Origin of the sequence: Janthinobacterium sp. CG3, assembly GCF_000344615.1 — a bacterium.
Taxonomy (GTDB): domain Bacteria; phylum Pseudomonadota; class Gammaproteobacteria; order Burkholderiales; family Burkholderiaceae_D; genus Janthinobacterium.
Genome location: NZ_KB467825.1, coordinates 263,304 through 281,659, shown reverse-complemented (window position 1 = coordinate 281,659; position 18,356 = coordinate 263,304). Strand labels below are relative to the sequence as shown.

General features: G+C 67.6%; 15 protein-coding genes. 8 read left to right on the top strand and 7 right to left on the bottom strand.

The genetic code is table 11. The annotated features are described in order from the left end of the window. Positions 1-7 precede the first annotated feature (7 nt). From JANGC3_RS0125790 to JANGC3_RS0125760, 7 genes are all read left to right on the top strand, one after another. Positions 8-931: an ABC transporter permease subunit gene (locus JANGC3_RS0125790; RefSeq protein ID WP_017879384.1), complete on the top strand. Its 924-nt coding sequence runs from the start codon at positions 8-10 to the stop codon at positions 929-931. Continuing rightward, a complete protein-coding gene (locus JANGC3_RS0125785) occupies positions 928-1,779 on the top strand; it encodes an ABC transporter permease (RefSeq protein ID WP_017879383.1) in 852 nt (283 codons plus the stop codon). The genes JANGC3_RS0125790 and JANGC3_RS0125785 overlap by 4 nt, the downstream gene beginning before the upstream one ends. A gap of 34 nt (positions 1,780-1,813) precedes the next feature. Then, positions 1,814-3,298 (top strand): DUF3138 family protein, encoded by a 1,485-nt coding sequence (locus JANGC3_RS0125780; protein ID WP_017879382.1) that lies wholly within the window; start codon positions 1,814-1,816, stop codon positions 3,296-3,298. A gap of 18 nt (positions 3,299-3,316) precedes the next feature. After that, positions 3,317-4,804: an aldehyde dehydrogenase gene (locus tag JANGC3_RS0125775; protein ID WP_017879381.1), complete on the top strand. Its 1,488-nt coding sequence runs from the start codon at positions 3,317-3,319 to the stop codon at positions 4,802-4,804. A 149-nt stretch (positions 4,805-4,953) separates the two neighbouring features. Beyond that, entirely contained in the window at positions 4,954-6,303 is a 1,350-nt protein-coding gene (gene glnT / locus JANGC3_RS0125770) for a type III glutamate--ammonia ligase (protein WP_017879380.1), read from the top strand. Positions 6,304-6,314: 11 nt separating this feature from the next. Beyond that, the gene (locus JANGC3_RS0125765; RefSeq protein ID WP_017879379.1) at positions 6,315-7,652 is read left to right on the top strand and encodes a glutamine synthetase family protein; all 1,338 of its coding nucleotides are present in this window, start codon (positions 6,315-6,317) and stop codon (positions 7,650-7,652) included. Between the two features lie 133 nt (positions 7,653-7,785). After that, on the top strand, positions 7,786-9,150 hold the full coding sequence (locus tag JANGC3_RS0125760; protein WP_026133534.1) for an aspartate aminotransferase family protein: 1,365 nt from the start codon (positions 7,786-7,788) through the stop codon (positions 9,148-9,150). Positions 9,151-9,249: 99 nt separating this feature from the next. Here JANGC3_RS0125760 and JANGC3_RS31905 read toward each other — a convergent pair whose 3' ends face one another. From JANGC3_RS31905 to JANGC3_RS0125725, 7 genes are all read right to left on the bottom strand, one after another. After that, positions 9,250-11,607, bottom strand: a complete 2,358-nt coding sequence (locus JANGC3_RS31905) for a PAS domain-containing sensor histidine kinase (RefSeq protein ID WP_017879377.1) — start codon at positions 11,605-11,607, stop codon at positions 9,250-9,252. A gap of 165 nt (positions 11,608-11,772) precedes the next feature. Then, positions 11,773-12,645 carry a 3-methyl-2-oxobutanoate hydroxymethyltransferase gene (gene panB, locus JANGC3_RS0125750; RefSeq protein ID WP_026133533.1) on the bottom strand — a complete coding sequence of 291 codons (873 nt, stop codon included), beginning with the start codon at positions 12,643-12,645 and terminating at the stop codon, positions 11,773-11,775. Positions 12,646-12,778: 133 nt separating this feature from the next. Beyond that, the gene (gene folK, locus JANGC3_RS0125745; protein WP_017879375.1) at positions 12,779-13,291 is read right to left on the bottom strand and encodes a 2-amino-4-hydroxy-6-hydroxymethyldihydropteridine diphosphokinase; all 513 of its coding nucleotides are present in this window, start codon (positions 13,289-13,291) and stop codon (positions 12,779-12,781) included. Further along, positions 13,288-14,667, bottom strand: coding sequence for a polynucleotide adenylyltransferase PcnB (gene pcnB, locus JANGC3_RS0125740; RefSeq protein ID WP_017879374.1), 1,380 nt, complete (start codon positions 14,665-14,667; stop codon positions 13,288-13,290). Before pcnB ends, folK begins: the two co-directional genes overlap by 4 nt. Then, positions 14,660-15,331 carry an HAD-IB family hydrolase gene (locus JANGC3_RS0125735; RefSeq protein WP_017879373.1) on the bottom strand — a complete coding sequence of 224 codons (672 nt, stop codon included), beginning with the start codon at positions 15,329-15,331 and terminating at the stop codon, positions 14,660-14,662. The genes pcnB and JANGC3_RS0125735 overlap by 8 nt, the downstream gene beginning before the upstream one ends. After that, complete coding sequence (hda, locus tag JANGC3_RS0125730; protein WP_017879372.1) at positions 15,331-15,999, bottom strand: DnaA regulatory inactivator Hda; 669 nt, start codon at positions 15,997-15,999, stop codon at positions 15,331-15,333. The genes JANGC3_RS0125735 and hda overlap by 1 nt, the downstream gene beginning before the upstream one ends. Before the next feature lie 33 nt (positions 16,000-16,032). After that, the gene (locus JANGC3_RS0125725) at positions 16,033-17,121 is read right to left on the bottom strand and encodes an AI-2E family transporter (protein ID WP_017879371.1); all 1,089 of its coding nucleotides are present in this window, start codon (positions 17,119-17,121) and stop codon (positions 16,033-16,035) included. A 134-nt stretch (positions 17,122-17,255) separates the two neighbouring features. Here JANGC3_RS0125725 and purM point away from each other — a divergent pair, with 134 nt between their 5' ends. Continuing rightward, a complete protein-coding gene (purM, locus tag JANGC3_RS0125720; protein WP_017879370.1) occupies positions 17,256-18,299 on the top strand; it encodes a phosphoribosylformylglycinamidine cyclo-ligase in 1,044 nt (347 codons plus the stop codon). Positions 18,300-18,356 lie beyond the last annotated feature (57 nt).

Here is an 18,356-nt window from a genome sequence, read left to right as displayed (position 1 = left end):
GGCCGCCATGGACAAACTCCTGCAATCGCTGCGCGCCCTGTTGACGCTGCGCTGGGCCACCGGCCGCAACTTCGTCATCGGCGTGCCCTTCCTGTGGCTGGCCGGCGCCTTCCTGGTGCCGTTCCTGATCGTGCTGCGCCTGAGCTTTGCCGAGGTCGACGGCGCCGGCAACCCCTTCGGCAGCCTGCTCGCCTTCGTCGAGGGCGTCGTCGTCGTCAAGGTCAAGCTGTCGAACTACTTCTTCATCGCCGAGGACGACCTGTATGTGCTGACCTATCTGAGTTCGCTCAAGTACGCCGCCATCACCACCGCGCTGTGCCTGTTCATCGGCTACCCGTTCGCCTACTTCATGGCGCGTTCCAAGCCGACCGTGCGGCCGGTGCTGATGATGCTGGTGATGCTGCCGTTCTGGACCTCGTTCCTGCTGCGCATCTACGCGTGGAAGGGCATCCTGGCCAACCACGGCATCGTCAACGAGCTGCTGCTGTCGCTCGGCCTGATCGCCCAGCCGCTGCACATGATGAACACCCCGTTCTCGCTGCTGATCGGCATGGTTTACGCCTACCTGCCGTTCATGATCCTGCCGCTGTACGCCAACCTGGTGAAGATGGACGTGCGCTTCCTGGAAGCGGCCGCCGACCTCGGCGCGACGCCGCTGCAAACCTTCTGGCGCATCACGGTGCCGCTGTCGAAGTCCGGCATCATCGCCGGCGCCATGCTGGTGTTCATTCCGGCCGTCGGCGAGTACGTCATCCCCGAGCTGCTCGGCGGCCCCGAGACGCTGATGATCGGCAAGGTGCTGTGGGACGAGTTCTTTACCAATAACGACTGGCCGATGGCGTCGTCGGTGACGGTGGTGGTGATCCTGCTGATCCTGGTGCCGATGGCGATTTTCAACAAGTACCAGGCAGACCAAGAGGCGCGCGCATGAACGGTTCCACTTTCCTCCAGCGCTGGTTCGGCCGCGGCTGGCTCTCGCTCGGCTACCTGTTCCTGTACCTGCCGATCGTCGTGCTGATCGTGTTTTCCTTCAACAGCTCGCGCCAGGACATGGTCTGGAGCGGCTTTTCGACGCGCTGGTACAGCGAGTTGATGAGCGACACCCAGATCATCGCCGGCTTCGCGCTGTCGCTGAAGATCGCGCTGCTGGCGGCCACCTCGTCGGTGGTGCTGGGCACCTTCGCCGCGTTCGCGCTGAACCGCTACCAGCGCTTCCGCGGCCGCACCCTGTTCTCCGGCATGGTCAGCGCGCCGCTGGTGATGCCGGAGGTGATCATCGGCCTGTCGCTGCTGCTGATGCTGGTGTCGGTGCAGAAGATGTTCGGCTTTCCCGAGCGCGGCATGTTCACCATCTGGATCGGCCACACCCTGCTGGGCATGGCCTACGCCGCCGTGGTGGTGCAGTCGCGCCTGCAGGAGATGAACAAGTCGCTGGAAGAGGCGGCGATGGACCTGGGCTGCCGCCCGCACCAGGTGTTTTTCCTGGTGACGCTGCCGAATATCACGCAGGCGCTGGCCTCGGCCTGGCTGCTGACGTTCACCCTGTCGCTCGACGACGTGGTGCTGTCGGCCTTCCTGTCCGGGCCGGGTTCGTCGACCATGCCGATCGTGATTTTCTCGCGCGCCCGGCTGGGGCTGGACCCGCGCGTGAACGCGGTCGCCGCGCTGACCATTTTGGTGGTGACGATCGCCGTCATCGTGTCCAGTTTGATGCTGGCGCGCGCCGAGCGGCTGCGCCAGAAGCAGATTTCCGCCGCCTTCAAGGCGGATACCGAGTAGTCGTCTACAACAACGAAAATAAGAGGGAGTCACCATGCACTTGCTGAAGAAAATCGTGGTCGCCGTCGCCATCGCCTACCCGGCCGTGGCCATGGCGCAAAGCACCAAGGAACTGAAGGCCGAACTGGAGGCGTTGAAAACCCACGTCAAGAAGCTCGAGGCGATGATCGAAAAGGTCGGCGCCCAGGCGCAGCAGGCCAACACGGTGGCGGCCGCCGCCAGCACCGAGGCGGTGCAGGCGACAGCGGCGGCCAAGGCCGGCAACGCCGGCGGCGAGTCGGTCGACGTGGCCGAGTTCAACCGCATCCGCATCAAGACCGAGGCGATCGAGGACGCCACCGAGGCCAGCGGCTTGAAGGGCTTGAAAATTTCCGGCTACGTCGACCCGACCTATATCTACAACCGCAACGCGCGCACGTCGAGCTTCGTTTTCCTCAACAATAACAGCAGCATCAACGGCTCCGGCGAGGCCTTCAGCTACGACAACACCTTCTTCGGCAGCGGCATGCTGAACGTCGAGAAGGAACTCGAGGGCGGCACCAAGTTCAAGATGACGCTGATGCCGAGCAAGAGCGCCGGCGCCGGCTACAACTTCGGCAACCTGGTGCACGAAGCGTCGGTGTCGATTCCGCTGGGCGACCTGAGCACGCGCCTGATCGCCGGGCAAATCCCGGACTGGGCCGGCTACGAGTACATCCCGTCGACGCAGAACAAGCTGATCACGCACAACCTGCTGTTCGACTTCTCGGCGGCGAACTTCTACACCGGCGCCGGTGTCGAACTGTCGCGCGGAAAGTGGCTGTCGAAGATCATGCTGGGGAATCTGAACCTGGCCCGCGTCAACACCGCCAAGCAACAGGCGCCGGGGCTGTTCTACCGGGTCGACTACGCCAAGGGCGAATACAACGGCTTCGGCTTCGCCGGCATCCATTCCGGCTTCGACGACAAGGCCCAGTTCGGCCGCCTCGACCTGCTGGAAGTGGACGGTTACTTCACCCGCGGCGACTGGAATGTGCAGGGCCAGTTGTCGTACGGCCGCCAGGGCGCGACCGCGTCGAACGGCTATAGCGCCGACAAGCAAAAATGGTGGGGCCTGTCGACGCTGGCCTCGTTCAAGGTCACGCCGCGGCTGGAAACCATCGCCCGTTTCGACTACATTAACAACAAGCGCAACGGCGGCGGCCTGTTCGGCTCGACCTACGGTTCCGGCGACAGCGTCAACGGCATGTGCCGCATCCTCAACGGCGGCCCCGACGACGAGGCCAACTGCCCGGACGGGCGCAACGGCTTCGGCTCCGGCATGGTGTTCGACGGCACCGGCTGGGTGCTGGCCGACCCGAGCGAGGGCAGCAACCGCTACGCGCTGTCGCTGGGCCTGAACTACGCGCTGATGCCGGGCGTGAGCCTGAAGGGCGAATACCGCTACGACCGTTCCAGCAGCAACGTGTTCAAGACCTCGGACGAGCAGTACCGCCGCGACAACCACGTGGTGGGCGTCTCGACCGTGGTGAGTTTTTGATTTTATTGGGGAGTCAGCATGACAACAACACTGTGGCATGAGCGCGCCAGCGCCCTGCAAATCGACGGCCGCGCCTTCATCGACGGCCAGCGCGTGTGGGCCAAATCGGAACAGCGCTTCGACGACCTGTCGCCGGTCGACGGGCGCAACCTGGGGCCGGTGGCGCGCTGCGACAGTGCCGACGTCGACGCCGCCGTGGCGGCGGCGCGCGCCGCCTTCGACGACCGCCGCTGGGCCGGCAAGTCGCCGGCCCAGCGCAAGCGCGTACTGATCAAGTTCGCCGACCTGGTGCAGCAATACGGGGCCGAGCTGGCGCTATTGGAAACCCTGGACATGGGCAAGCCGATCAAGTACAGCCAGAGCGTCGACGTCGGCGCCACCGCCAACTGCCTGCGCTGGTACGGCGAGGCGATCGACAAGATCTACGATGAAATCGCGCCGACCGCCGCCAACAGCCTGGCCCTGATCACCCGCGAACCGGTCGGCGTGGTGGCCGCCATCGTGCCGTGGAACTATCCGATGATCATGGCGGCGTGGAAGATCGCGCCGGCGCTCGCCGCCGGCAACAGCGTGATCCTGAAACCGTCCGAGAAGTCGCCGCTGACGGCGCTGCGGCTGGCCGAAATCGGCCTGGAGGCGGGCCTGCCGCCGGGCGTCTTCAACGTCGTGCCGGGCTACGGCCACGAGGCCGGTTCGGCGCTGGCGCTGCACATGGACATCGACTGCATCGGCTTCACCGGCTCGACCCGCACCGGCAAGCTGATCATGCAGATGGCCGGCCAGTCGAACCTGAAGCGCGCCTGGACCGAGTTGGGCGGCAAATCGGCCAACATCGTCTGCGCCGACTGCCCCGACCTCGACGCCGCCGTGCAGGCGGCCATCGGCTCGATCTACTTCAACCAGGGCGAGAGCTGCAACGCGCCGTCGCGGCTGTTCGTGGAAGAGTCGATCAAGGAGCGCTTCCTGGAGAAGGCGTTGGCGATGATGCCGAGCTTCCAGCCGGGCGACCCGCTCGACGAGGCCACCGTGATGGGCGCCATCGTCGACGCGACGCAGCTGAAAACGGTGATGGGCTACATCGACGCCGGCAAGGCGGCCGGCGCCGCCCTGCTGTCGGGCGGCGAACAGGTGCGCGGCGACAGCGGCGGCTACTACGTGCAGCCGACGCTGTTCGACAAGGTCGACAGCGGCATGAGCATCGCCCGCGAAGAGATCTTCGGACCGGTGCTGTCGGTGCTCAGCTTCAGCGACATCAACGACGCCGTCAAGCAGGCCAACGCCAGCCCGTTCGGCTTGCAGGCGGCGGTATGGACCGCCAACATCAGCAAGGCGATCCAGACCGCGCGGGCGCTGCGCGCCGGCACCGTGCACGTCAACCAGTACGACGGCGACGACATCACCGTACCGTTCGGCGGCTACAAGCAGTCCGGCAACGGCCGCGACAAGTCGCTGCACGCCTTCGACAAATACACCGAGCTGAAAACCACCTGGATACAGATCGGTTAGCGTTAAGTTAGCGTGTCGTGGGTCGGGTTAGCCCATCCCCGTTACACGGCGTGGCTAACCCGACTTGCGACAATCGCGCTCACTTAACGCCATCAGGGCTGACCCCAGGTTTTAATGCATCCAGCGCCCCGCTTTTAAAAGACGAGACCATGAGCACAGCGGAATCAGAAATAGCCCAGTACCAGGCCAGCCTCGCCGCCAGCGGCGTCAAATTCGTCTTCGCCCAATTCACCGACATCCACGGCGCCGCCAAGGGCAAGCTGATCCCGCTGGCGCACCTGGCCGACATCGTCCACCCGGGCGCCGGCTTTTCCGGGCCGTCGATCTGGGGCACGGGTCTGCCGCGCACCGGCGTGCGCTCCGAATATTACGGCCGCGCCGACCTGGCCACGCTGCAAGCGATGCCGTGGCTGCCCGGTTACGCGCGGGTGGCGCTGGACGGCCACGTCGCCGGCGCGCCGTTCGAGGTGTGCCCGCGGCAGATCCTGCGCAAGCAGGTGGCGCGGCTGGCCGAGCGCGGCTGGACCCTGAACGCCGGCCTGGAACCGGAATTCTTCCTACTGCAAAAGGGCGCCGGCGGCGCCGACGCCGAACCCGGCGACAAGCTGGAAAAGCCGTCCTACGACAGCAAGAGCCTGCTGCGCCGGCGCGGCTTCCTGGAAAAACTGACCGCCTCGCTGGACGCCTGCGGCCTGCAGGTGTTCCAGATCGACCACGAGGACGCCAGCGGCCAGTTCGAGCTCAACTACCACTACGCCGACGCGCTCAAGGCGGCCGACAATTTCATGCTCTTCAAGATGGCGGCGCACCACATCGCCGAGGAGGAGGGCATGCTCTTCTCGATGATGCCCAAGCCCTTCGCCGACCGCCCCGGCAGCGGCCTGCATTTCCACCTGTCGCTGGCGGACCAGGCGGGCCGGCCGGTGTTCGCCAGCGACAGCGACGCGAATAAGCTGGGATTGTCGCAGACCGCCTACCATTTCATGGCGGGCCTGCTGCACCACGCGCCGGCGCTGGCCGCCCTGTGCGCGCCCACCGTCAATTCGTACAAGCGCCTGATGTGCGGCCAGTCGCTGTCCGGCACCAGCTGGGCGCCGGCCTTCATCGGCTACGGCGACAACAACCGCACCACGGTGGCGCGGGTGGTCTACAAGCGCATCGAGTGGCGCCTGCCGGACAGCGCCGCCAACCCCTACCTGGCGTTGGCCGGCGTGATCGCGGCCGGGCTGGACGGCGTCGAGCGCGCGCTCGACCCGGGCCGGCCGGTGAACCGCGACGTGTACGAAATGACGGACGCCGAGCGCGCCGAACTGGGGCTGGCGATGCTGCCGCAGAACCTCGGCGTCGCGGGCGAGGCACTGCGCCGCGACGCGGTGCTGGCGGCCGCGCTGGGCCAGGCCTTCGTCGACGAATACGTGGCGCTGAAAAGCGCCGAGTGGATCGAATACAGCCAGCAGGTCAGCGCCTGGGAAACCGCGCGCTACCTCGAGCGCTTTTAAGGAGAGACGAGATGACCCAGGCCATGCGCGAGTTCCTGCGCGAGCACAACATCCACGAGGTCGAGTGCGTGATCGCCGACATGACCGGCATCGCCCGCGGCAAGATCCTGCCGAAGGACTTGTTCCTCAGCGAGGGCGAGATGCGCCTGCCCAAGAGCGTCTTGCTCAACACCGTCAACGGCGAGCAGCCGAACAATCTGCCCTACGTCGGCGCCACCGACCCCGACATGATCTGCGTGCCCGACCTGGCCACCATCCGGGTGGTGCCTTGGGCGGCGGAGTCGGTCGCGCTGGTGATCCACGACTGCCAGGATTTCGAGGGCAATCCGGTCGGCCTGTCGCCGCGGGCGGTGCTGCGGCGGGTCCTGAAGCTGTACGCCGAACGCGGCTGGCAGCCGGTGGTGGCGCCCGAAATGGAGTTCTACCTGGTGGCGCGCAACAGCAATCCGCACGAGCCGCTGTCGCCGCCGCTGGGGCGCAGCGGCAAACCGGAGTCGGGCCGGCAGTCGTACTCGATCGACGCGGTCAACGACTTCGACCCATTTTTCCTCGAACTGACGACGTTTTGCAAGCTGCACCAGCTCGGCGTCGAAACCCTGATCCACGAGGCCGGCGCCGGCCAGATGGAAATCAACTTCAGCCACGGCGACGCGCTGGAACTGGCCGACCGCGTGTTCCTGTTCAAGCGCGCGGTGCGCGAGACGGCGCTGCGGCACGGCATCTTCGCCACCTTCATGGCGAAACCGATGGAGGCCGAGCCGGGCAGCGCGATGCACATCCACCAGAGCCTGCTCGACAGCGGCAGCGGCGAGAACATCTTCAGCCGCCGCGACGGCAGCGCCAGCCCGTTGTTCTTCAACTACCTGGCCGGGCTGGAAAAATACCTGCCGGCGGCGACCCTGCTGCTGGCGCCGCACGTCAACTCCTACCGCCGCCTGTCGCGCTTCATGTCGGCGCCGACCAACGTGCGCTGGGGCTACGACAACCGCACCTGCGGCCTGCGCATCCCGAATTCGACGCCGGCCAACCGCCGCGTCGAAAACCGCGTGCCGGGCGTCGACGTCAACCCCTACCTGGCGATGGCGGCCACGCTGGCCTGCGGCTACCTCGGCATGATCGAGGACCTGACGCCGTCGGCGCCGACCGCCGACAGCGCCGAACACGTGCACGACGAACTGCCGCGCAACCTGGAGGACGCGATCTCGCGCATGCGCCAGTGCGGGCCGCTCAGCGACATCCTCGGCGAACTGTTCGTGCGCGCCTTCTGCGAGGTCAAAGAGCTGGAGTTCGCCACCTACAGCCGGGTCATCAGTTCGTGGGAGCGCGAGCATCTGATGTTGCTGGTGTGAGCGCCGGCGACGCCGGAAAAAGACCGCGGCGTGGAGCCGGGGCCAGCCCCTGGGGGTCTGGCCCCGGGGGACGCCCCCGGTTGACGGCGAGCCGGCGGCCCGCACAATCTATTCGACTGCATTTGGAGTGCGCATGACGCTGCGACACGGAGTGAACTGGGAGCGCGCGCTGGCGCTGGCCGGCGCCGAACGGGCCTTTTTCGAGCGGAACAACCCGGCTTCGCGGGCGCTGGCCGCGCGCGCCGCCGAGCACATGCTATTCGGCGTGCCGATGCACTGGATGCGCGACTGGTCGACGCCGTTCGCGTTGACGGTGGACGAGGCCGGCGGCGCGCGCTTCAGCGACGCCGACGGCCACGAATACGCCGACTTCTGCCTCGGCGACACCGGCGCCATGTTCGGCCATGCGCCGGCGCCGGTGGCGCGGGCGATCGCGCGCCAGGCCGCGCGCGGCTACACCGCCATGCTGCCGTCGGAGGACGCGGTGTGGGTCGCCGCCGAGCTGGCGCGCCGCTTCGCGCTGCCGTTCTGGCAGTTCGCGCTGTCGGCCTCGGACGCCAACCGCTTCGTGCTGCGCTGGCTGCGCGCCGCCACCGGCCGCGCCAAGATCCTGGTCTTCAACGGCTGCTACCACGGCACCGTCGACGACGTCTTCGTCGACCTGGTCGACGGCGTCGCCACCCAGCGCGACAGCCTGCTGGGCCAGGTGCACGACTTGACCGCGCACACCCGCGTGGTCGAGTTCAACGACCTCGCCGCGCTGGAGGCGGCGCTGGCCGACGGCGCCGTCGCCTGCGTGCTGGCCGAACCGGTGATGACCAACATCGGCATGGTGCTGCCGCGGCCCGGCTACTGGGAAGCGGCGCAGCGGATCCTGCGCCGCCACGGCACCTTGCTGGTGATCGACGAGACCCACACCATCAGCAGCGGCCCGGGCGGTTACGCGCGCGCGCACGGCATCGAGCCGGACGCGCTGGTGCTGGGCAAGCCGATCGGCGGCGGCGTGCCGTGCGCCGCCTACGGCTTCACGCGCGCGCTGGCCGGCCGGGTCGAGCGGGCCAAACGCTCGGCGCCGCCCGGCCATTCCGGCATCGGCACCACGTTGACGGCGAATATGTTCGCGCTGGCGGCGATGCGCGCCAATTTGGACGAGGTGATGAGCGAGGCGGCCTACGCCAGCATGTTCGCGCTGGCCGGCCAACTGGCGGCGGGCCTGCGCGCGGTGATCGCGCGGCGCCGGCTGCCGTGGTGCGTAACCCAGGTTGGCGCCCGCACCGAGTTCCAATTCGCCGCCGCCGCGCCGGCCAACGGCAGCGAAGCGGCGGCCATCCTGGACGGCGAGCTGGAACAGATCATCCACCTGTACCTGCTCAACCGCGGCATCCTGATCACGCCCTTCCACAATATGCTGCTGGTGTGCCCGGACACGCGCGCCGCCGACGTCGACCATCTGCTGCGCGTGTTCGACGACTGCGCCGCCGCCCTCATGACTGGTTAAGCTTTCGTAGGTCGGATGCGGGGGCCGCCGAGGCAGCGTAATCCGACGCCGGGCCGCCGCCGACGCCAGTCGGGTTACGCCCTGGCGGGTTAACCCGACCTACGAAAACCCGGCGGCGTCGGCCGAGATCGGCAGCCAGAAGCGGAAGCGGGCGCCTTGTCCGGGCGTGCTGGCCATCTCGAAATGGCCGCCGTGGCGTTTGACGATGCCGTAGGAAACCGACAGCCCCAGGCCGGTGCCCTTGCCGACCGGTTTGGTGGTGAAGAACGGGTCGAAGATGCGCGCCTGCACCTCGGGCGCGATGCCGCAGCCGTTGTCCTCGACCTCCAGCCAGACCCGCTCGGCGTCGACGCCGGAGCGCACCACCAGCTGGCCCTGGCTTTCAATCGCGTGGGCGGCGTTGACCAGCAAATTCATCAACACCTGGTTGATTTGCGCCGCGTTGCAGTGCACCGGCGGCAGTTGGCCCAGTTCGAGCCTGACCTCGGCCTTGTATTTGATCTCGTTGCGCACCATGTTCAGGGTGCTCTGGACCCCGGCGTTCAGGTCGGCCTCCTGCCATTCGCCCTCGTCGACGTGGGAAAAATCCTTCAAGTCCTGGACGATGTCGCGCACCCGCAGCAGGCCGTCCTGCGACTCCTGCAGCAACGCGGCGACGTCGCCGCGCAGGTAGTCGATGTCGGCGGCCTGGCGCGCGGCGGCGATGGCGCGCGCGGCCGGCGCCGGCAGCGCCACGCCGTCCAGCGCGTCCTGGTAGCCGTCCAGCAGCGCCAGCAGCTCGCCGACGTAGCGGCCGAGCGAGCCGAGGTTGGAGTTGACGAAGCCGATCGGGTTGTTGATCTCGTGGGCGACGCCGGCGGCCAGTTGACCGATCGAGGCCATCTTTTCCGACTGCAGCAGTTGCGCCTGGGCCGCCTCGAGCTGGCCGTGGGTTTCCTTGAGTTCGGCGTAATTGCGCTGCAGCGCCTGCTCGGTTTGCTTGAACGCGGTGCGGTCCTCGATGATCCACCAGGTGCCGCGGGTCGGGTCGGCGGGGTCGGCCACGTAGCCCGACAGGTTGCCCCAGAAGTCGCTGCCGTCGCGCCGGCGCAGGTACATTTCGCGGCGCACCGGCTTGCCGGTCGACAGCGCCGGCGCGACCTCGTCGGCCATGTCCTGATATTCCTCGTCGCTGCGGTACAGCGCCCGCCCGGGCAGGCCGACCACGCCGTCGTCGCTGTAGCCGAACATCGCCTCGAAGGCGGCGTTGCAGCGCTGTATCTTGCGTTCGCTGGTCAGTACGATGCCCAGCGAGGCGTTGTTCAGCACGCCCTGGTAGTCGCGCAGCGCGCTGTGCAACTGCTCCTGGGCGGCGCGCGGCGCGGTCAGGTCCTGGACGATCCAGACGGTGCCGCTTTCATTGCGCTCCGGGTCGAGCATTTTGGCGCAGACGTGGCACCAGACCATGCTGCCGTCGCGGCGCCGCAGTTCGCAGTCGATTTCGTAGGCGCGCCCGGCCGCCAGCGGCGGGTTGGCCCGCTGGCGCGCCAGTTCATAGCTGTCCGCGTCGGGGAAGATGGTGCTGGTGGGCAGGCCCTCGAGTTCGTCGACGCCGTAGCCGAGCATGGCCGCGACGTGGGCGTTGCAGCGCTGGATGGTGCGGCCGTTGGTGACGCCGATGCCGACGGTGGCGCTGTTGAAGATCTCCTCCCACTCGAACAGCGAGGCGCGCAGCAGGCTTTCGGCGCTCTTGCGCACGGTGATGTCGCTGACGATCCAGATGGCGCCCTGGTCCGGTTCGGCCGGGTTGGACGGGAAGCCCCAGGCGCCGCCCCAAAAGGTGCTGCCGTCCTGGCGCCGGAAGCGGATCTCGTCGTGGAATGACCCCTGTTCGAGCAGCTTGGCGTAGGCGTGCCGGCCGACTTCCTCGTAACTGGCCTCGGACGCGTACAGCGCGCGCGCCAGCTGGCCGACGCCGTTGCCGGCGTCGAAGCCGAACAGGCGGGCGAACTCGTCGTTGTAGCGCACGATGCGCCGCGAAATGACGAACACCACGCCGACCGGCGCGTTCTTCATGATGGCCTGGTATTCCAGCAGGGCCCGTTCGCGCCCGGCGAAGGCCTGGTCCAGGCCCGCCATCGGACTGACCGAAAAGATCCGCGGCGCGGCGGCGGCGGTCGGCACCCAGCGCAGATACACCGGCAGCTTGGCGTCGGCGCCGCGCAGCAAGGTGGCGATCTGGCTGGTTTTGGCGCCGTCGCCGGCTTGCGCCAGGAAGTCGCGGCAGTCGGCCAGCGGCAGCAGTTCGGCCAGCAGCAGCCCGGCCGCCGGCAGCGGCCCGAGCATGGCCGCCAGCGCGGCGTTGACGCGCAACAGCTGGCCGTCGGCGCCGACCATGCCCAGCGGCAGCGCAAAGCTGTCGAGCGACAGGCCGGTGTCGGCCGGGTCGCGCGGCTTGCTGCTGTCGGCTCGGTGCATGCTCACGTCGCGGCGCCTCTGCTGTCGTGGATAAAGATGTCCTACCGCAATTTACCACCAAGTGGCGCGCAAGGACAGGCCGCGATGAACGGCGTGTCCGGCGCGCGGCGGTGGCGCAGGTCGGATACGCGGCGGGCGTACTCCGACCAGCAAAACCTGGCTCCCCTAGAAGCAGTGTTCCAGCGCCGGGAAGCTGCCGTCCTTGACGGCGCGCACGTAGGCGATCACGGCGGCGTCGATGCTGCTCTGGCCTTCCATGAAGTTTTTGACGAAGCGCGCCTTGCGGCCCGGGAAGACGCCGAGCAGGTCGTGCATCACCAGCACCTGGCCGGAGCAGTCCGGGCCGGCGCCGATGCCGATGCTCGGCATCGCCAGCAGTTCCGTCACCTCCTTGCCCAGCTGCGAGGGAATCGCCTCCAGCACCACCAGCGCGGCGCCGGCGGCCTGCAGCGCCAGCGCGTCGGCCTTCAACTGCTCGGCGCTTTCAATGCTTTTGCCTTGCACCTTGTAGCCGCCCAGCTGGTGCACAGACTGCGGCGTCAGGCCGAGGTGGGCGCACACCGGCACCGAGCGCTCGGTCAGGAAGCGCACCGTGTCGGCCAGCCAGGCGCCGCCCTCGATCTTGACCATGTGGGCGCCGGCCTGCATCACCTGCACGGCGTTGGCGAAGGCCGTTTCGGGGGTGCCGTAGGCGCCGAACGGCAGGTCGGTGACGATCATCGCCGACTTGCTGCCGCGCGCCACGGCGGCGGTGTGGTAGGCCAGCTCGGCCACCGTCACCGGCAGCGTCGACTGGTGGCCGTTGCAGACCATGCCGAGCGAATCGCCGATCAGCAGCACCTCGACGCCGCAGCGGTCCATCAGCGAGGCGAAGCTGGCGTCGTAGCAGGTCAGCATGCTGATCTTCTCGCCGCTGGCGCGCAGCGCGTTCAGCGACGGGATCGTCACGGCCTTGGTGTGGACCGGCTTGGCCGGGGCGGGCGCCACTGGCGCGGCGGCTTTCCCGGCCAATTCTGTTCCTTGCAAATATGCTGACATCGGAATCCTTTAGTGAGTGTGTTGGCTGCCGGCGCGCGCGGCGAATCCGCCATTCTAACTGCGAACGGCAGCACCGGGGACAGACCACGATTTCCGAGAAAGTTTCTCGGAAATCGTGGTCTGTCCCCGGTGTTCAGTCGAGTTTGTCGATGGCTTGCGCGGCCACGGCGGCGCTGGCGGCCAGCGCGCGCGCCGGGCCCAGCCCGGGTACGACGATGGCCGGCGCCAGTTCCAGCAGCGGCACCAGGACGAAGGCGCGTTCGCCCAGGCGCGGATGCGGCACTTGCAGCGTGGCCGTGGCGATCCGCTCGTCGCCGTACAGCAGCAGGTCCAGGTCCAGCGTGCGCGGGGCGTTGCGGTAGGGCCGTTCGCGCCCGTGCGCGCTTTCAATCGCGTGCAGCGCCAGCAGCAGCTCGTCGGCCGCCAGCGCCGTGTCGAGGCGCGCCACGGCGTTGATGTAGTCGTCGCCGCCGGCGTCGATCGGCGCGGTGCGGTACAGGCTGGAGGCGCCCAGCAGCGCGCTGTCGGGCAGGCGCGCCAGCCGCGCCAGCGCGTCCCGCACGTTGCCGCGGGCGTCGCCCAGGTTGGCGCCGATGCCGATGTAGGCCGGTTGCCGCGCCGGCGCCGGGTGCGGCGAGTCGCTCATTCGCCGCCGGCGGCGCCGCCGGTGGTGCCGCTGGCGGGGCGGCTGCGCGGGCCGCGCCGCGGCGCGCGTTTTTTCTTCGCGGCGCCCGGCGCGGCGGCCGGGTTGGCGCCGCTGGCCACCAGTTCGTCGCGGTTCTCTTCGTCGCTTTCGTAGAAGTCGGTCCACCATTCGCCGATTTCGGCGTCGATCTCGCCGGAGGCGCAGCGCAGCAGCAGGAAGTCGTAGCCGGCGCGGAAGCGCGGGTGCTCCAGCAGCTTGTGCGGGGTCTTGCCGCTGCGCCGCTCGAAGCGCGGCTGCATGGCCCAGATGTCGCGCATGTCGGAGCCGATCTTGCGCTGCAGCGCCAGCTTCTCGGTCTGCGAGTCGAGCACGTCGTCGGCCGCCAGGTGCAGCGCCGGGATCGGGAATTCGCCGGCGGCGCGGTAGGCGGTCCATTTCTCCAGCACCTGGTGCCACAGCAGCGCGGCGAACAGGAAGCCCGGCGAGACCGTCTTGCCGGCGGCGATGCGGGCGTCGGTCGAGTCCAGCGCCAGCGTGACGAACTTGGCGCCCAGCGGCTGCTCCAGCACCACGTCGAGCAGCGGCAGCAGGCCGTGGTGCAGGCCCGATTTGCGCAGTTGCACCAGGCACGCCAGCGCCCGCCCGCTCATCAACAGTTTCAGCATCTCGTCGAAGACGCGCGCCGCCGGCACGTTGTTGATCAACGGCGCCATCACGGCGATCGGCGCGGCGGTGCCGGGCTCGATGCTGAAGTTCAGGCGCGCCGCGAAGCGCACCACGCGCAGCATGCGCACCGGGTCTTCGCGGTAGCGCGCCTCCGGCTGGCCGATGATGCGCAGCGTCTTGGCGCGGATGTCGGCGCTGCCGCCGTGGTAGTCCCACACCTCTTCGTTGGCCGGGTTGTAGTACATGGCGTTGATGGTGAAGTCGCGCCGCAGCGCGTCCTCGTGCTGCGGGCCGAAGGTGTTGTCGCGCAGCACGCGCCCGTGCTCGTCGGTCGGCGCCGAGTCCGCGCCGATGCCGCGGAAGGTGGTCACCTCCAGCAGGTCCTGGCCGAACATCACGTGGACGATCTGGAAGCGCTTGCCGATGATGAAGGCGCGCCGGAACAGGCGTTTGACCTGTTCCGGGGTGGCGTTGGTGGCGATGTCGAAGTCCTTCGGCTTGACGCCCAGCAGCAGGTCGCGCACCGCGCCGCCGACGACGAAGGCGTCGAAGCCGGCCTCCTGCAGGCTGCTGGTGACGCGGATCGCGTTCGACGACACCAGTCGCGGGTCGATGCCGTGCTCTTGCGCGCGCAGCACCACGGCCACGCTGTGGTCGCGCGCCGCTGCTTCTTTGACGCCGAGGATCTTGCGGATGAGTTTTTTAATCATTGAATAAATGGAGTAATGGCCAGCCGTGGGTCGACGCGTGCGCCGTCAGCGCGGCGTTGGGGTTGGTGGCGACGGGGTCGGTGACGACCGACAACAGCGGAATGTCGTTGTGCGAGTCGCTGTAGAAATGGCTGCGCGCGAAGCCCTCCAGGCGCTGCCCGCGCCCGGCCAGCCAGGCGTGGGTGTGGCTGACCTTGCCGGCGCCCTGGGTCGGCGTGCCGAGCAGCTTGCCGGTGACGTTGCCGGCGCCGTCGAACTCGGGCGTGGCGGCGATCAGGTGCGCGACCCCCAGCGCCCGGGCGATCGGCGCGGTGACGAAGGCGTTGGTGGCGGTGATGATGGCCACCAGGTCGCCGTTGTCGTGGTGCCGTTGCAGCAGCGCGCGCGCGGCCGGCAGGATCGCCGGCTCGACCACCTCGGCCATGAACTGGGCGTGCATGCGCTCCAGTTCCGGGCGCGGGAAGCGCGCCAGCGTGCCCAGGGCGAATGCGAGGTATTCGACCGGGTCCAGCGTGCCGGCCTGGTACTGGGCGAAAAAGGCGTCGTTGCGGCCGGTGAAGGCGGCGCCGTCGACGGCGCCGATGCGGACCAGGAACTGGCCCCATTCGTGGTCGGAGTCGATCGGCAGCAGCGTGTGGTCGAGGTCAAACAGGGCCAGATTCATCATTCTTTCGCTTCCGCCTGCAACAACTCGCGCAACAAAGGCAAGGTGATCGGGCGTTGGGTTTCCAGGGAGTATTGGTCGAGGGAGTCCAGCATCGTCGACAGCGAGCGCATGTCGCGCCGGAAATGCGACAGCAGATAGGGTAACACGCCCGGCGACAAGGTCAAGCCGCGGGTGGCCGCCGCGTGGGTCAGCGCCGCCACCTTTTCGTCGTCGGTCAAGCCGTGGATCTGGTAAATCAAGCCCCAGCCCATGCGCGTGCGCAAATCCTCGCGCACCGGCAGCACCGCCGGCGGCACCGCGCCGCTGCAGACCATGAAGGCGCCGTTGGCGCGGATTTCGTTGAACAGCGCGAAGGCGTCGATCTGCGCCACCGGCGACAGTTTTTCGCAGTCGTCGAGCATGTACAGGTCGACCTCGGGCGAGTAGACGAATTCCGACTCGATCGAGAACGGCGAGATGTAGCGGGCCGCAGCGGTGTTGCCCAGTGCCTGCAGCAGATGGGTCTTGCCGGCGGCCACTTCGCCCCACAGGTAGGCGAAGTGCTCGCGCGAGGTGCGCGCGGCGAACTGGCGCATCAGTTGCGCCACCTCGGCATTTTGTCCTACCTCGAAGGAATCGAGGCTGTGCGCCTGGTCTGCGCCTAAATCGAGCACCAGTTGTTTCATGGCGTTCGCCCTGTCCTAGTATTTTGCATAGCTTTATATAGACGCATTATAGAAGCTGCTGCTCAGGTAGTGGCGGCGAAGGTGCTTAAAAGCGACCATTAAGATGGCCGAGGCCGGCAAAGCGAGCAAAACGCCGACGAATCCGAACAATTGGCCGAACGCCAGCAGCGCGAAGATCACCGCCAGCGGGTTCAGGCCGATGCGCTCGCCGACCAGGCGCGGCGTCAGGAAGAAGCCCTCGATGACCTGGCCGCAGCCGTAGATGACGGCCACGGCGACGACCCCGCTCCAGTCGCTGAACTGCAGCACGGCGGCGATCAGCGCCAGCACCAGGCCCAGGCCGAAGCCGAGGTAGGGGATGAACACCAGCAGGCCGGTGATGATGCCCACCGGCAGGGCGACGTCGAAGCCGGCGATCATCAGCGCCGTCGAGTAGTACACGGCCAGCACCAGCATCACCAGCAACTGGCCGCGCAGGTATTGCGCCAGCAGCGCGTCGACCTCGTTGGCCATCGCCACCGTCTGGCCGACCCAGCGCCGCGGCACCGCGGCGGCGATGCGCGCCAGCATCGGGTGCCAGTCCAGCAGCAGGTAGAACAGCAGCACCGGGATCAGCACCACGGTGGCCAGCCAGCCCAGCACGGCGGTGCCGCCGACCCGCGCCGAGGCCAGCACGGCGCTCCAGATTTCGTCGCCGCTGGTGGTCATCTGCTGGGTCAGCAGGGTTTTCAGGCCGGCGCTGTCGAGCCGCACCTTGATGCCCATTTCCTGCAACTTCGGCCCCAGCAGCTCGTTGAGCTTGACCAGGAACAGCGGAATTTGCGCCTGCAGCAGCGGGATTTCCTTTTGCAGCACCGGAATGACGATCAGCGCCAGCGCCCCCAGCGCCAGGAAAAACAACAGCACCACGACCACCACCGCCAGCGGGCGCGGCACGTCGAAGCGGCGAAAGCGCAGGTGGTCGAGCCGGTCGACGCCGGGATTGAGGGCGTAGGCCAGGATGGCGGCGGCCAGGAAGGGCGTCAGCACCGGCCCCAACGCCACCAGCAACAGCAGAAACGCCAGCCAGACCGCGACCCAGAATGCCGTTTGTTTTTGTTCTAGCGTGAGGGGGAATGGCATGGATTGTCGAGTATGTATAAAAAATGGCAGGGTTGACGGGGCAGTTTGATAAAATAGCGGATTGTCCGGACTTGCACGCGCGCGTGCGCAATCGGTCTCCGCCCTCTATTTTACCGCCTCCGCTGCCACACACCATGACCCAAACAACTAATGTTTCCCTTTCCTACCGCGATGCCGGCGTCGATATCGATGCGGGCGACGCCCTAGTCGAAGCAATCAAGCCGTTTGCCAAGCGCACCATGCGCGAAGGCGTGATGGGCGGCATTGGCGGCTTCGGCGCGCTGTTCGAGATTAGCAAGAAATACAAGGAACCGGTGCTGGTGTCGGGCACCGACGGCGTCGGCACCAAGCTCAAGCTGGCGTTCGAACTGAACCGCCACGACACGGTCGGCATCGACCTGGTCGCCATGAGCGTCAACGACATCCTGGTGCAGGGCGCCGAGCCGCTGTTCTTCCTCGACTACTTCGCCTGCGGCAAGCTCGACGTGCCGACCGCGACCGACGTCATCAAGGGTGTGGCCAAGGGTTGCGAACTGGCCGGCTGCGCGCTGATCGGCGGCGAAACGGCGGAAATGCCGAGCATGTACCCGGCCGGCGAATACGACCTGGCCGGCTTCGCCGTGGGCGCGGTGGAAAAGTCGAAAATCATCGACGGCACCAAGATCGTCCCGGGCGACGTGGTGCTGGGCCTGGCCTCGTCGGGCGCGCACTCGAACGGCTACTCGCTGGTGCGCAAGATCATCGAGGTGGCCAAGCCGGACCTGGAAGGCGACTTCCACGGGCGCAAGCTGGCCGACGTGCTGATGGAGCCGACCCGCATCTACGTCAAGCCGCTGCTGGCGCTGATGGACGCGATGGAAGTCAAAGGCATGGTGCACATCACCGGCGGCGGCCTGGTCGAAAACATCCCGCGCGTGCTGCAAAGCCACCTGGTGGCCGAGCTGGACTCGACGGCGTGGACCATGCCGCCGCTGTTCCAGTGGTTGCAGCGGCACGGCGGCGTCGCCGACGCCGAAATGCACCGCGTCTTCAACTGCGGCATCGGCATGACCGTCATCGTCTCGGCCGAGAACGCCGACGCCGCCTTCGCGCAGCTGACGGCCGCCGGCGAAAGCGTCGCGCGCATCGGCACCATCCGCGCCCGCGTCGGCGACGAGCACCAGACCATCGTCGTTTAAGTTTTCCCCCCGCGGGAAAATGGCGGCCTGTCCTTGCGGACCGGCCGCCATTTTTTT